Annotated in this window: 10 protein-coding genes; 7 read left to right on the top strand and 3 right to left on the bottom strand. The window is 70.1% G+C overall.

The window, feature by feature from the left end; translation table 11 throughout:
* From EOW65_RS05245 to EOW65_RS05225, 5 genes are all read left to right on the top strand, one after another.
* Positions 1–819: an ABC transporter permease gene (locus EOW65_RS05245; RefSeq protein WP_128147936.1), complete on the top strand. Its 819-nt coding sequence runs from the start codon at positions 1–3 to the stop codon at positions 817–819.
* Between the two features lie 14 nt (positions 820–833).
* On the top strand, positions 834–2,330 hold the full coding sequence (locus EOW65_RS05240; protein ID WP_128147935.1) for an aldehyde dehydrogenase: 1,497 nt from the start codon (positions 834–836) through the stop codon (positions 2,328–2,330).
* A 44-nt stretch (positions 2,331–2,374) separates the two neighbouring features.
* The gene (locus tag EOW65_RS05235; RefSeq protein WP_128147934.1) at positions 2,375–3,100 is read left to right on the top strand and encodes a type 1 glutamine amidotransferase; all 726 of its coding nucleotides are present in this window, start codon (positions 2,375–2,377) and stop codon (positions 3,098–3,100) included.
* Positions 3,097–4,311, top strand: coding sequence for an RNA polymerase factor sigma-54 (locus EOW65_RS05230; protein ID WP_128147933.1), 1,215 nt, complete (start codon positions 3,097–3,099; stop codon positions 4,309–4,311). The genes EOW65_RS05235 and EOW65_RS05230 overlap by 4 nt, the downstream gene beginning before the upstream one ends.
* Before the next feature lie 95 nt (positions 4,312–4,406).
* Entirely contained in the window at positions 4,407–5,534 is a 1,128-nt protein-coding gene (locus EOW65_RS05225) for an NAD(P)/FAD-dependent oxidoreductase (RefSeq protein ID WP_128147932.1), read from the top strand.
* A 6-nt stretch (positions 5,535–5,540) separates the two neighbouring features.
* On the opposite strand, the gene EOW65_RS05220 is transcribed toward EOW65_RS05225, so the two are convergent.
* Together EOW65_RS05220 and EOW65_RS05215 are read right to left on the bottom strand one after the other, a co-directional pair.
* The gene (locus tag EOW65_RS05220; protein ID WP_121530190.1) at positions 5,541–6,251 is read right to left on the bottom strand and encodes a winged helix-turn-helix domain-containing protein; all 711 of its coding nucleotides are present in this window, start codon (positions 6,249–6,251) and stop codon (positions 5,541–5,543) included.
* The gene (locus tag EOW65_RS05215) at positions 6,251–8,230 is read right to left on the bottom strand and encodes a hybrid sensor histidine kinase/response regulator (RefSeq protein ID WP_164880001.1); all 1,980 of its coding nucleotides are present in this window, start codon (positions 8,228–8,230) and stop codon (positions 6,251–6,253) included. Before EOW65_RS05215 ends, EOW65_RS05220 begins: the two co-directional genes overlap by 1 nt.
* A gap of 342 nt (positions 8,231–8,572) precedes the next feature.
* Between EOW65_RS05215 and EOW65_RS05210 the strand changes: the two genes are divergently transcribed.
* Together EOW65_RS05210 and EOW65_RS05205 are read left to right on the top strand one after the other, a co-directional pair.
* The gene (locus tag EOW65_RS05210; RefSeq protein WP_128147930.1) at positions 8,573–10,765 is read left to right on the top strand and encodes a 3-hydroxyacyl-CoA dehydrogenase/enoyl-CoA hydratase family protein; all 2,193 of its coding nucleotides are present in this window, start codon (positions 8,573–8,575) and stop codon (positions 10,763–10,765) included.
* Between the two features lie 51 nt (positions 10,766–10,816).
* The gene (locus tag EOW65_RS05205) at positions 10,817–12,457 is read left to right on the top strand and encodes an acyl-CoA synthetase (RefSeq protein ID WP_128147929.1); all 1,641 of its coding nucleotides are present in this window, start codon (positions 10,817–10,819) and stop codon (positions 12,455–12,457) included.
* A gap of 33 nt (positions 12,458–12,490) precedes the next feature.
* On the opposite strand, the gene EOW65_RS05200 is transcribed toward EOW65_RS05205, so the two are convergent.
* Positions 12,491–13,453, bottom strand: coding sequence for a threonine ammonia-lyase (locus tag EOW65_RS05200; protein WP_128147928.1), 963 nt, complete (start codon positions 13,451–13,453; stop codon positions 12,491–12,493).
* Positions 13,454–13,552 lie beyond the last annotated feature (99 nt).

Here is a 13,552-nt window from a genome sequence, read left to right as displayed (position 1 = left end):
ATGGCACAATCACCGAACCGCGCCCCGGGCCTCGTCTCGCGCTATGGCGCCGACACCGCCTTCATGACCTTCGTCGCGGCGCTGATGGCGTTCCTCTACATCCCGATCTGGGTGCTGATCGCCTTCTCGTTCAACGACTCGCGCTCGCTGACCTGGCCGCTGTCGGGCTTCACCCTCGACTGGTACGTCAAGCTTGCCTCGAACGGCGACCTGCTCGCCGCGATCCGCAACAGCTTCTACGTGGCGACCGGGGCGACGATCCTGACGCTCTGCGTCGGCGTGCCCGCGGCACTCGCGCTGCACAAGGTCAGCTTCCCCGGCAAGACCGTGTTCCGCCGCCTGATCCTGCTGCCGATCACCCTGCCCGGCATCGTCACCGGCATCTCGATGCTGAACATGTTCAAGCTGATCGGCTTCCCGCTCAGCCTGGAAACGGTGATCCTCGGCCATGCCACGGCGCTTCTGGGCGTCGTCGTGACCCAGGTCTATGCAAGGCTACAGCGGCTGCCGAAATCGCTCGAGGAGGCGGCCTTCGATCTCGGCGCCTCGCCCTGGCGCAGCTTCGTCGACATCACGCTCCCCAACATCCGCACCGCCATCGTCGGCGCCGGCATGCTGAGCTTCGTGCTCAGCTTCGACGAGATCCCGGTCACCTTCTTCCTGACCGGCCGAGACAACACCTTGCCGATGTACATCTATTCCACCCTGCGCCGCGGCGTGACCCCAGAGATCAACGCCGTCGGCACCATCATCGTCCTGCTCTCGCTCGTCCTCATCGTCGCATCCGTCGTCGCAACACGAGAAACAAAACAGAAATGACAGGAGGTTCCCCCATGACCCTGACGCTGAAAGACTGGCAGGCGCGCGCCGCCGCGCTGAAACCCGACACCCGCCTGTTCATCGACGGCACCTTCGTCGATGCCGCGAAGGGCGGCAAGTTCGAGACCGTGAACCCCGCCACCGGCGAGGTCGTGGCCGAGCTCGCCCGCGGCACCGCCGAGGATGTCGACCGCGCCGTCGCCAGCGCCAGGAAGGCGTTCAAGTCGGGCGTCTGGTCGCGCATGGCGCCCTCGGACCGGATGTCGGTGATGCGCCGCTTCGCCGATCTGATCGAAGCGCACGCCGAGGATTTCGCGCTTCTCGACACGCTCGACATGGGCAAGCCGATCTCGGACATGCTCAACATCGACATCCCCGGCTCTCTGATGACGATCCGCTTCTTTGCCGAGACGATCGACAAGATGGAGGGCGTCGTCACCTCGACCAAGGCCGATGCGCTGCACTACATCCTGCGCCAGCCGCTCGGTGTGTGCGGCATCGTGGTGCCGTGGAACTACCCGCTGATGATGGCGGCCTGGAAACTGGCCCCGGCGCTGTCTTGCGGCAACTCGGTGGTGCTGAAACCGGCCGAACAGTCGCCGCTCTCGGCGCTGCTGCTCGCCCGACTGTTCTGCGAGGCGGGTGGGCCCGCCGGCGTCTTCAACGTCGTCACCGGCTTTGGCGAGGAAACCGGCAAGCCGCTCGCGCTGCACATGGATGTCGACAAGATCGGCTTCACCGGCTCGGGCGAGGTCGGCAAGCTGATGATGGTCTATGCCGGCCAGTCGAACATGAAGCGCGTCACCACCGAATGCGGCGGCAAGTCGCCGCAGATCGTGCTGGCCGATTGCGACGACCTCGAGAAGGCCGCGACCTTCGGCGTAGCCGGCATCTACGGCAACCAGGGCGAGGTCTGCTCGGCCGGCTCGCGCATCCTGGTCGAGCGCAAGGTCTATGACGAGTATGTCGCGCTTTTCACCGAGGCCGCGAAGGGCATGCATGTGCCGGGCAACCCGCTCGACCCCGCGACCACCATGGGCCCGCTGGTCACCCCCGAACAGCAGGCGCGGGTGCTCGGCTACATCGAGAAGGGCAAGGCCGAGGGCGCGAAGCTTGCCTTCGGTGGCGGCGTGCCGGCGGGGTTCAACGCCGGCTGCTATGTCGAGCCGACGCTCTTCACCGATGTCTCGAACAAGATGACCATCGCGCAGGAGGAAATCTTCGGCCCGGTCGCCTCGATCATCCCGGTCGACGATCTCGACCATGCGATTGCCACCGCGAACGACACGATCTACGGCCTCGCCTCGGCGATCTGGACCTCGAATCTGAAAAGCGCACATCGCTTCGCGCAGGAGATCGAGGCCGGCATCGTCTGGGTCAACGCCTACGAGGCGGGCGATGCCACCACGCCCTGGGGCGGCTTCAAGCAATCGGGCAACGGCCGCGACAAGTGCCTCGAGGCGCTGACGCAATACACCCAGACGAAATCCGTCTGGATCGAACTGAGCTGAGCGCAACGGGCGGGGGGCCCTCCCCCGCCCCTTCCGAGGACCCCATGAAGATCTGCATTCTCGAGACCGACACCACCGGCCCCGCCTTCGAGCCCGTCCATGGCAGCTATGCCGATATGTTCTCGCGCTGGCTTGCCCCCGTGCTGCCCGAGGCGCGGTTCACCCGCGTCTTCGTCGCCGAGGGCGAGACGGTGCCCGAGGATCTGACCGCCTTCGACGCCTTCCTCGTCACCGGCTCGCGCGCCGGGGTCTACGAGGACCGGCCGTGGATCGCACCGCTGATCGCCGGGTTGCAGCGCATCGCCGCGGCGCGGGTGCCGCTCGCCGGCGTCTGCTTCGGCCATCAGGTGATGGCGCAGGCCTTCGGCGGCGAGGTGCGCAAGTCGCCCGACGGCTGGGTGGTGGGCCGGCATGACCACGACCTGAGCGCGACGGGGGCTGCGGTCTTCGGGCCGGGCGCGCTGCCCGCGCTCTCGATCCATCAGGATCAGGTCATGGTGCCGCCGCCGCGGGCCGAGCGGCTGTTCTCGACCGCCGCCTCGCCGAACGGCGGCTTTCTCTACAGCGACTTCCCGGCGATCTCGTCGCAGGCCCACCCGGAGTTCACCCTCGACTTCCTGCGCGCGCTGATCACCCCGCCCGACGGGGTGCGGCTGGCCGACGATCTGCATGCCGAGGCGATGGCCTCGCTGTCGGGCCCGCTCGATCAGCAGCGCATCGCCCGCGGCTTTGCCCGCGTGCTGCGCGGCGAGGAGATCGCGCACGGATGAAGCTGCGTCAGGACATCGCGCTGCGCCAGCAGACCCGGCTGACCCTCAGCCAGGATCTGGTGCGCGCGATCGGCCTGCTCGGCCTGTCGAACCTCGATCTGGGCGAGAGCCTGCGCGAGGCGGCGGCCGAGAACCCCTTCCTGCGGCTCGAGCTGCCGAGGGCCGCGGCGCTTGAGGATGTCGAGATCGCCGACGAGGGGCCCTCGCTCATCGCCCATGTGTTCGAGTGCCTGCCCGGGCTTGTCCCCGCCCCTGCCGATCGCGCGGTGGCGCTGGCGCTGGCCGAGGCGCTGGATGCGCAGGGGTTTCTGGCCACGCCCACGCCCGCAATCGCCGCCCGCCTCGGCCTGCCGCCCGCGCATATCGAGGCGGTGCTGGCGCAGCTGCAGCGGATCGAGCCACGCGGGCTGTTCGCCCGCTCGCTTGCCGAGTGCCTCGCCCTGCAACTGGCCGAGGAAAGCCCGATCGCGCCCGAGATGCGCCGCGTCCTCGAGGCGCTTCCCGCCCTTGCCGAGGGCGGCCCCGCGGCGCTCGCCCGCGCCACGGGGCTGCCGCCCGACATGCTTGCGCCGCTGCTCGCCCAGCTGCGCGGGCTGAGCCCCCGCCCCGCCGCGGGCTTTGCCACGCCCCCTGCCCGCGCCCGCATCGCCGATCTCGTCTTCGCCCCCGAGGGCACGGGCTGGGCCGTGCGGCTGAACCGCGAGACCGCGCCGCGCCTGACCCTCGCCGCGATCACCGGCCCCGCGCGCGAGCGCCGCGCGGCACAGGCGCTGATTGCCGCGGTCGAGCGGCGCAACGCTGCCCTTCTGGCGCTTGGCACGGCGCTCGCCCGCGAACAGCCGGGCTTCTTGCGCGACGGCCCCGCCGCGCTGCGCCCGCTGACCCGCCGCGCCGTCGCCGCGGCGATCGGGCTGCATGAAAGCACGGTCAGCCGGATGGTCGCCGCGGGCTCGGCCGAGACGCCCCGCGGGACCGAACCGCTGGCGGCCTTCTTCGGCCGCGCCGTCGCCCAGGCCGAGAATGCCGAGGCCGGCCCCGCCGTCATCGCCCGCATCCGCGCGCTGGTCGGCGCCGAGCATCCGAGCGCACCGCTGACCGACGGCGCACTGGCCGAGGCACTGGCGCAGGCGGGCATCACCGTCTCGCGCCGGGTGGTGGCGAAGCTGCGTGCCCGCGCCGGCATTCCGCCCCGCGCCCTGCGCCGCCGCTGATCCCCCGCGCCCCCTGCGCCACGACGCCGCGCTTGCTTCTGCGCTGCGGCAAAGTTACATTCCAGAGATCGAATATCTCAGCCCGGATCCAGCACATGACCAGAATTGCCATTCTCGGCTCGGGCTTTGCCGCCCTCACCGCCGTTCGCGAACTGCGCCGCCAGAAGGTCGAGGCCGAGATCACCGTCGTCTCGCCGCGCGAGGAACTGCATTACCTGCCCTCCTCGATCTGGATCCCGGCCGGGCTGCGTAAGGCCGAGGCGCTGCGCCTGCCGCTCGCGGCCTTCTTCGCGCGCCACCAGGTGAAGCACGTGAAAGCCTCGGTCACCGGCATGCAGGCCGCCGAGAAGGTGATCGAGACCGACGCCGGCCCGATCACCGCCGACCAGATCCTGATCGCCACCGGCGGCCGCTTCATCCGCAAGCTGCCCGGCGTCGAGAACGCCATCATCCCCTGCGAGGGCATCCTTGCCGCCGAGCAGATCGCGGTGCGGCTGAAGGCGATGGTGGGCGGCACCATCGCGATCGGCATGGCGACGAACCCGAACGAGCCGGGCGCGATGCGCGGCGGTCCGATGTTCGAATATCTCTTCATCCTCGACACGCTGTTGCGCCGCGAGGGCCGGCGCGACAAGTTCCGTCTGGTGTTCTTCAGCCCCTCGTCCCGCCCCGGCCAGCGCCTTGGCGAGAAGGCGGTCGACGGCATCCTGAAGGAGATGGCGAAGCGCGGCGTCGAGACCCATCTGGGCCACAAGATGGTGCGGATCGAGCCCGCCAAGGTGGTGACCGAGGGCGGCGAGATCGCGGCCGACCTGATCCTGTTCCAGCCCGGCATGACCGGGCCGGCGTGGCTCGCGAATGCCGATCTGCCGCTCTCGCCGGGCGGCATGGTGCTGGCCGACGGGCTGTGCCGGGTGGCGGACCGGCCCGGGATCTGGGTCGCGGGCGATGCCGGCAGCTATCCGGGGCCGGACTGGATGCCGAAACAGGCGCATCAGGCCGACCTGCAGGCGAAGGCCGCCGCCGCGAACATCGCCGCGACGCTGAAGGGCGAGGCGCCGAAGGCCGCCTTCGAGGCCGAGCTGGTGTGCATCATGGACAGCCTCGACCGCGGCATGCTGGTGTTCCGTCGCGGCAAGATCAACATCGTGCTGTCGGCGCTGAAACCGCTGCACTGGCTCAAGCGGATGTTCGAGAACCACTATCTGCGCGCCTATCGCTGAGGCGCGTCACAGCCAGTCGACATCGCTCGTCAGGATGTAGCCCGCGCCATAGACGGTGCGGATCAGCTCGGGCGCGTGGCTGTCATCCTCGAGCTTACGGCGCAGCCGGCACACCCGCGCGTCGATCGAGCGGTCGAAGGGCTCGTCGGCGCGCCCGCGCGTGGCATCGAGCAGCTGCGCCCGGCTCAGCACCCGGTTCGGCGCATTCAGGAAGGCGCCGAGCAGGCTGGTCTCCGAGGAGCTGAGCGCCACCTGCTGCCCCGCCGGGCCGGCAAGCGTGCAGGCCGTCAGGTTCGCCACCCAGCCGCCGAAGCGCGCCTGCGCATGCGCCGCCGCCTCGCTTTCCTCGCGGGCGAGCGTGCCACGGCGCAGCACGGCGCGCACCCGCGCCACCAGCTCGCGCGGTTCGAACGGCTTGGTGATGTAGTCGTCCGCCCCGATCTCGAGCCCGATCACCTTGTCGGTGACCGACCCGCGCCCGGTGACCACCACCCGCGGCACCGAGCGCGGCAACAGCCCGGATCCCAGCAGGCCGAGCCCGTCGCCATCGGGCAAAGACAGGTCGATCAGGCACAGGTCGGGCAATTGCCGGCGCACCTCGCGCTCGAACTCGGCCAGACGGCGGAACTTGCGCAGCGCATAGCCCTGCTGGCTCAGCGTGCGCTCGATCAGCCGGGCGATGTCGAGGTCATCCTCGAGCAGGTAGATCAGGGGCATCAGTCTCTCCTTGCCGGCTGGGGTGCATGCGCCTGCGCCCGCGCGGTGGCAAGCGCCGCGGCCAGCGCCGCATCGGTGAAGGGCTTGCGCAGGATGGGCAGGCCCGGCAGCTCGGCCGCCGCCTGACCGGCAAGCCCCGCCTTGCCGCTCATCAGCACGACGCCGGTGCCCGGCCGCTCGGCCGCCAGCCAGCGCGCCAGGCCGAACCCGTCGAGCGTGCCGGGCATGTCGATATCCGAGATCACCACCGCAATCGCGCCGATGCGCTGGATCAGCAGCTTCGCCTCGTCGGCGCTGTCGGCCTCGATCAGCGGATGGCCGAGGGCAGCGATCTTGCGGCGCAGGGTGCGGCGCACGTCGCGGTCATCCTCGACCAGCAGCAGCAGCGGCGGGCTTTCCTCCTCGGACGCGGGCTCGGGGGCGGGCAGCGCAAGTGGCGCGGGCGGCAGCGCGGCCAGCTCGACGCTGGGCAGCAGGATGGTGAAGCTCGCGCCCTTGCCCGGCGCGCTGTCGACCATGATCGCGCCATTCGACTGCTTGACGAAACCATAGACCATCGAGAGGCCGAGCCCCGAACCGGCGCCGGCCGCCTTCGAGGTGAAGAAGGGTTCGAAGATCCGCTCCACCTGCTCGGGCGACATGCCGCAGCCGTCGTCGGAAAACCGCAGCCGGACATAGCGGCCGACCGGCAGATAGAGAAGTTCCGCCTCCTGCGGCGGCAGGTCGTAGGGCGCGATTTCGATCCGGATGTGCCCCGCCCCGCCGGTCGCGTCGCGGGCGTTCATCGCAAGGTTCAGGAGCGCCATCTCAAGCTGCGCGCGGTCGACCAGCGCCGACGGCACCTCGGCCGTGCTTTCGGTGCCGATCACCAGCTTGCGCGGCATCGAGGCACGCAGCAGCGTGCAGATCTCGGCCACCGCGCCCGGAATGTCGGTGGGCTCGGGCGCGAACTGCTCGCGCCGGGCAAGCGTCAGAAGCCGCTGCGTCAGCGCCGAGCCGCGGCGGGCGGCGGCAATTGCCGGCGCCAGGAACTCGCGGTTCAGCTCGCCCTCGCCGATCTCCTCGGCAAGCGGCAGCAGGTTGCCCAGGATCACCGTCAGCAGGTTGTTGAAATCATGCGAGATGCCCGAGGCCATGCGGCCAAGCGCATCCATCTTCTGCGCCCCCATCAGGGCCGCCATCGCCGCCTTGCGCCGGGTGACATCGATCGACAGCAGGTAAAACCCGATCACCTCGCCCGAGGACGGTCGCTCGGGGCGCAGCAGGGTGCGGATGTCCTTGAAACGGCCGTCGGGCAGCTCCACCCGCATCTCGAAATCGACGAGCGCGCCGCGCCGGGCCTGTTCGAAATAGCATTCGGAGTCGCCCAGCGTGCGGGACGACAGCACCTCGGTCGCGTGCAGCCCGATCATCTCGGCCGGGCTGCGGCGATAGGCGCGGGCAAAGCGGCGGTTGGCATAGAGGATGCGCAACTCGCTGTCGAAATGCGCGATGCCCGCAGGCACCTCGTCGGCGATCAGGGCAAGACGCTCCTCGCTCAGCCGCAGCGCGCGGGTGCGCTCCTCGACCTGCGCCTCGAGCTGCACGGCGCGGTTGCGCCGCGCCGTGACATCGGCACAGGTCGACAGATAGCCGCCCGAGGCCAACGGCCGCCCCACCGCCTCGATCACCCGATCCATCGGTTTCGCCAGCTCGATTTCGATCCGCTCGGCGCGCCGCGCGCCGGTCATCCGCCCGCGCACCAGCGCCGCCGGCTCGCCCGGGCCGTAATCGCCACGCTCGGCAAAGCAGCGCACGAAGCTTTCGTATTCCGCCCCCGGAAAGGCCAGCGCCGCGGGCAGGTCGTGCAATTCCAGAAAGCGCCGGTTCCAGGCCAACAGCCGGAACTCGGCGTCGAAGACGGCAAAGCCCTCCTCGAGCTCGTTCAGCGCCTCTTCGAGCGGCACCGACAGGCCGGGGCGCACGGGTCTGTTCTGCATCGCGATTCCGATCGGTTCTCCTCCACCGCGGCCAGCATGCAACATCCCTCGCCCCCTCCAAAAGCCCGAAGCGGCGGACGTCACATTTCGATACAATTCGACAAAACTTGCGCAACACCTGCATGAGCTAGTGCCGGATGCAGCCGGGATCGGAGGGGTTCGGGCTGCGCGCGGGAGGACCCGTCACCAGATTTCGGGGCCAGCGGCCAGCACACTTCCCAGGCGGAAGGTGGCGGCCCGTGCACCCCTGCCGGGCCATCCCCGGCCCCGAGACAGACGACCGCGGCGGCACGCTGCCCGGTCCCGACGGCCCCGCGGGGCAAAGACGAGAAAGGCACGAAGATGACGGAACTGACGCAGGCCTGGGGCGTGGCGACAAGCGGATGCCGCCGCGCCGTGGTGATCGGGGCGGGCTCGATGGGCGCGGGCATCGCCGCGCAATTCGCCAACGCCGGCGTTCCGGTCGACCTGCTCGACATCCCGGCCGAGGGCAACCGCAACGCCCGCGCCGAGGCCGGCATCGCCGCGCAGCTGAAGGCAGGCGGTTTCGCCGGCCCCGGCCCCGCGGCACTCGTGCGCCCTGGCAACGTCGAGGACGACATCGCCCGCATCGCCGAGGCCGACTGGATCATCGAGGCGGTGATCGAGAACCTCGAGGTGAAGCGCGCGCTCTTCGCCAAGGTCGCGCCGCTTCTGGCGCCGGGTGCCGTGGTGTCCTCGAACACCTCGACGATCCTGCGCGAGTTGCTGACCGAGGGTTTCGGCGCCGACTTCGCCGCGCGCTTCGCGATCTCGCATTTCTTCAACCCGCCGCGGCACATGGCGCTGCTCGAGCTGGTCGCCGAGGATGGCGGGCCGGCGCAGGCCTTCATCCGCAAGGCCGGGCGCGCGGTGCTGGGCAAGACGGTGATCGACTGCCGCGACACTCCCGGCTTCATCGCCAACCGCATCGGCTGCACCTGGATGTCGATCGCCATGGTCGAGGCGCTGCGCCTTGGCCTGACGATCGAGGAGGCCGACGCCGTGCAGACCGTCTTCGGCATCCCGCGCACCGGCGTCTTCGGCCTGTCGGACCTCGTGGGCGTCGACATGATCCCGAGCATCTGGGGCTCGCTGATGGGCGAGTTGCCCGCCGGCGACGCGATCAACCGCTTCGACCTGCCGGCGAATGCGCTGGTCAGGGACATGATCGCCAAGGGCCGCTTCGGCCGCAAGTCGGGCGCGGGCTTCTACCGCAAGGCGGCCGACGGCAGCCGCGAGGTGATCGACCCGGCAACCGGCGAATACCGCGCGGTGCAGCCCGTCACCGTGCCCGGCGGCGGCAAGGATCTGGCGGCGCTTCTGGCCGATCAGGGCAAGCTCGGCGCCTATGCGCGCGAGGTGCTGGGCGAGGTGCTGCGCTATGCCGCGGCCCATGTCGCCGAGATCTCGACCGGCCCCGCGGCGCTCGATGCGGCTCTGGAGCTGGGCTTTGCCTGGCGCAAGGGGCCCTTCGCGATCGCCCGGGGCCTCGATGCCGCCAGCCGCGCCGCGCTGACCCTGCCGGCGATGCCCGCGGTGGTGAAGGACGCCGCGGCGCAGGATCCGCTCGACCGGGCGAAGGCGGCGGGCGCGAAGCTTGCCGGCAATGCCTCGGCCGGCCTGTGGGATCTGGGCGACGGCGTCGGCTGCCTCGAACTCACCACCAAGATGAACGCGGTCGACGACGGCGTCTTCGACATGATCGAGGAGACGCTGGGCCGGATGGGCGGTGCGGTGAAGGCGCTGGTGGTCGGCAACCACGACCCGCGCGCCTTCTCGGCCGGCGCCAACCTCGCCCGTTTCGTCGGGATGATCGAAAGCGCGAACTGGGGCGCGATCGGCGGCTTCATCGCCCGCGGCCACGCGCTTTATCCGCTGCTGCGGCAGGCGCCGGTGCCCTCGGTGGCGGCGGTGCAGGGGATCACGCTCGGCGGCGGCTGCGAGCTGACGCTGCATTGCGCGGCCCGCGTCGTGCATCTCGAGGCGAAGATCGGCCTGCCCGAGCACACGCTTGGCATCCTGCCGGGCTGGGGCGGCTGCACCCGGCTGACCGCGCGGCTTGGCGCGGCGAAGGCCTTCGCGGCACTGACCCAGCCGCGCCCGGCGGGCTCGGCGCGCGAGGCGGTGACGCTTGGCTTCCTCGACCCGGCGACGACGCAGGTGGTGATGCACGCGGATGACCGGATCGGCGCGGCGATGCAGACCGCGCTGGCGATGATCGACGGCTACACCCCGCTTGCGCCCGAGCGCATCACCACCGGCGGCGCCGAGGAGGCCGAGGCGATCCTCGCGCCGCGCCGCGAGATGGTGGCGGCGGGCAAGCTCTCGGCGGCCGATCTGGCGGTGCAGGAGCACATCGCCTCGGTCATCACCGGCGGCCCGCTCGGCGGCGAGCTGGCCGAGGAGGATCTGCGCGCGCTCGAGGCCCGCGCCTTCGTCGAGATGATGCAGGTGCCGCTGACGCTTGCCCGGATCAAGCACATCCTCGAGACCGGCAAGCCGCTGAAGACCTGATCAGACAACCTGCGGCCGGGCGCCCTGCCCGGCCACACCAAGGGAGGACCCATGGAGCACAACATCTACAACATCGGGGTGGAGAAGACCCCGGCGAACTATCTGCCGATCACGCCGCTGAGCCTGATGGACCGCTCGGCCAAGGTCTATCCGGACCGGCTTGCGGTGGTCTACGAGGGCGTGCGCCGCACCTGGGGGGAGACCTATGCGCGCTGCCTGAAGATGGCCTCGGCGCTGTCGAAGCGTGGCTACGGCAAGGGCGACACGATCTCGATCATGGCGACCAACATCCCCGAGATGTTCGAGTCGCATTTCTCGGTGCCGATGGCCGGCGCCGTGCTGAACGCGATCAACACCCGCCTGGATGCCGAGGCCGTGGCCTTCATCCTCAGCCATGCCGAAAGCAAGGTGATCTTCGTCGACCCGGAATTCGCCGAGATCGTCGACCGCGCCGTGCACATCGCCCGGCCGCGCGACCTGCTGGTGGTCGACATCACCGACCCGGCCTTCGGCGAAGCGCGCAAGATCGGCCAGATCGGCTATGAGGAGCTGCTGGCCGAGGGCGACGCCGATTTCCGCTGGATCCGCCCCGATGACGAATGGGACGCGATCACGCTGAACTACACCTCGGGCACCACCGGCAACCCGAAGGGCGTGATCTATCACCACCGCGGCGCGCATCTGAATGCGCTGGCGAATGTCGTGTCGTGGCACATGGGGGACCGGCCGGTCTATCTGTGGACGCTGCCGATGTTCCATTGCAACGGCTGGTGCTTCCCCTGGACCATCGCCGCCTCGGCAGGTGTCGCGGTCTGCCTGCGCGCGGTGCGCGACGAGCCGATCTATCGCCTCATCAAGGAAGAGGGCGTCACCCATTTCTGCGGCGCCTCGGTGGTGCTGGCGATGCTGGTGCATGCGGCCCCCGAGATGAAGGAAGGCCTGCAGACCGGCGTCAAGGTGCTGACCGGCGGCGCCCCGCCGCCCGCGATCATCATCGAGAAGATGGAGGCGCTCGGCTTCGACGTCACCCATGGCTATGGCCTGACCGAGACCTACGGCCCCGGCGTCACCTGCGCCTGGCACGAGGAATGGGACGGGCTGTCGCTGCCCGAACGCGCGAAGCTCAAGGCGCGGCAGGGCGTGCGCAACCATGCGATGGAAGAGATCATGGTGGCGAACCCCGACACGCAGGAGCCGGTGCCGGCCGATGGCGTGACGATGGGCGAGATCTTCATGCGCGGCAACAACGTGATGAAGGGCTATCTGAAGAACCCCACCGCCACCGACGAGGCCTTTGCCGGCGGCTGGTTCGCCTCGGGCGACCTCGGCGTGATGCACCCCGATGGCTATATCGAGCTGAAGGACCGCTCGAAGGACATCATCATCTCGGGCGGCGAGAACATCTCCTCGATCGAGGTCGAGGACGTGCTCTACAAGCACCCCGAGGTGATGGAAGCGGCCGTCGTCGCCCGCCCGCACGAACGCTGGGGCGAGACGCCCTGCGCCTTCGTCAAGCTGCGCGCGGGGGCCGAGGTGACGGACAAGGAGCTCATCGCCTTCTGCCGGCAGAACATGGCGCATTTCAAGGCGCCGAAGACGGTGGTGTTCGGCGATCTGCCCAAGACCTCGACCGGCAAGGTGCAGAAATTCGTGCTGCGCGACCGGGCGCGGCAGATGGAGCTGCAGTCCTGAGACGGACAAGGGGGCCCGGCGGGCCCCCTTTCGCTATCCGGCCAGCGCGCGGGCGATCATCGCCGGATCGGCATTGCCGCCCGAGACCACGGCGATCACCGGCCGGTCGGGCTCGAAGGCCACCGGGTGCGACAGCGCCGCGGCCAGCGCCACCGCGCCACCGGGCTCGGCCAGGATCTTCAGCCGCAGCGCCGCCGCCCGCATCGCCGCCAGCGCCTCGTCATCGCTGACTGCGATCCCCGGGCCGCACAGCCGCGCCATCACCGGGAAGGTCAGCTCGCCCGGCATCGCCGTGACGATCGCGTCGCAGATCGAGCCCGCCGCCTGCGCATTCGCCACCCGCCGCCCGGCAACAAGCGAGCGTGCGGCGTCATCGAAGCCCTCGGGCTCGCAGGGCCGCACCCGCAGCCCCGGCGCCCGCGCCTGAAGCGCCAGCGCAATCCCCGCCGTCATCCCGCCACCGCCGCAGGGCACCAGCACATCGGCGGCGGCAATGCCAAGCCGCGCGCAATCCTCGGCGATCTCGAGCCCGATCGTGCCCTGCCCGGCAATCACCTGCGGCTCGTCATAGGGTTTCACCAAGACCAGCCCGCGCTCGGCCGCGATCCGCGCGCCGATCTCCTCGCGGCTCTCCTCGACGCGGTCATAGAGCACCACCTCGGCGCCGAAGGCCCGGGTGTTGTCGATCTTCAGCGCCGGCGCGTCCGAGGGCATGACGATCACCGCCGCCAGCCCGAGACGCCGCGCCGCATGGGCGACGCCCTGCGCATGGTTGCCCGAGGAAAAGGCGATCACCCCGCGCGTGCCCGCGGGCAGCGCCGTCAGCGCCGACCAGGCGCCGCGGAACTTGAACGAGCCCGTGTGCTGCAGGCATTCGGGTTTCACCAGCACCCGCCGCCCCGCGACCGCGTCGAGGAAGGGCGAGGAGAGAAGCGGCGTGCGCCGGGCATGGCCGGCAAGCCGCGCCGCGGCGGCCTCGATCATCGTGATGTCCATGCGCCTTCATCCCACGCCCCGGCGCAATCGGGCAAGAGGGCTTGGGCGGGCAAGAGGGCATGGGCCCACCCCGTCGCTGCACTGCGGCAAATCCGCATC

The sequence above is a fragment of the Paenirhodobacter ferrireducens genome (assembly GCF_004022265.1).
GTDB lineage: Bacteria > Pseudomonadota > Alphaproteobacteria > Rhodobacterales > Rhodobacteraceae > Rhodobacter > Rhodobacter ferrireducens.
This window is presented reverse-complemented; position numbering and strand designations above follow the sequence as displayed.

Coding starts and splice junctions, on each gene's coding strand:
- EOW65_RS05245 (WP_128147936.1), top strand. CDS start 1: ATGGCACAATCACCGAACCGCGCCCCGGGCCTCGTCTCGCGCTATGGC.
- EOW65_RS05240 (WP_128147935.1), top strand. CDS start 834: ATGACCCTGACGCTGAAAGACTGGCAGGCGCGCGCCGCCGCGCTGAAA.
- EOW65_RS05235 (WP_128147934.1), top strand. CDS start 2,375: ATGAAGATCTGCATTCTCGAGACCGACACCACCGGCCCCGCCTTCGAG.
- EOW65_RS05230 (WP_128147933.1), top strand. CDS start 3,097: ATGAAGCTGCGTCAGGACATCGCGCTGCGCCAGCAGACCCGGCTGACC.
- EOW65_RS05225 (WP_128147932.1), top strand. CDS start 4,407: ATGACCAGAATTGCCATTCTCGGCTCGGGCTTTGCCGCCCTCACCGCC.
- EOW65_RS05220 (WP_121530190.1), bottom strand. CDS start 6,251: ATGCCCCTGATCTACCTGCTCGAGGATGACCTCGACATCGCCCGGCTG.
- EOW65_RS05215 (WP_164880001.1), bottom strand. CDS start 8,230: ATGCAGAACAGACCCGTGCGCCCCGGCCTGTCGGTGCCGCTCGAAGAG.
- EOW65_RS05210 (WP_128147930.1), top strand. CDS start 8,573: ATGACGGAACTGACGCAGGCCTGGGGCGTGGCGACAAGCGGATGCCGC.
- EOW65_RS05205 (WP_128147929.1), top strand. CDS start 10,817: ATGGAGCACAACATCTACAACATCGGGGTGGAGAAGACCCCGGCGAAC.
- EOW65_RS05200 (WP_128147928.1), bottom strand. CDS start 13,453: ATGGACATCACGATGATCGAGGCCGCCGCGGCGCGGCTTGCCGGCCAT.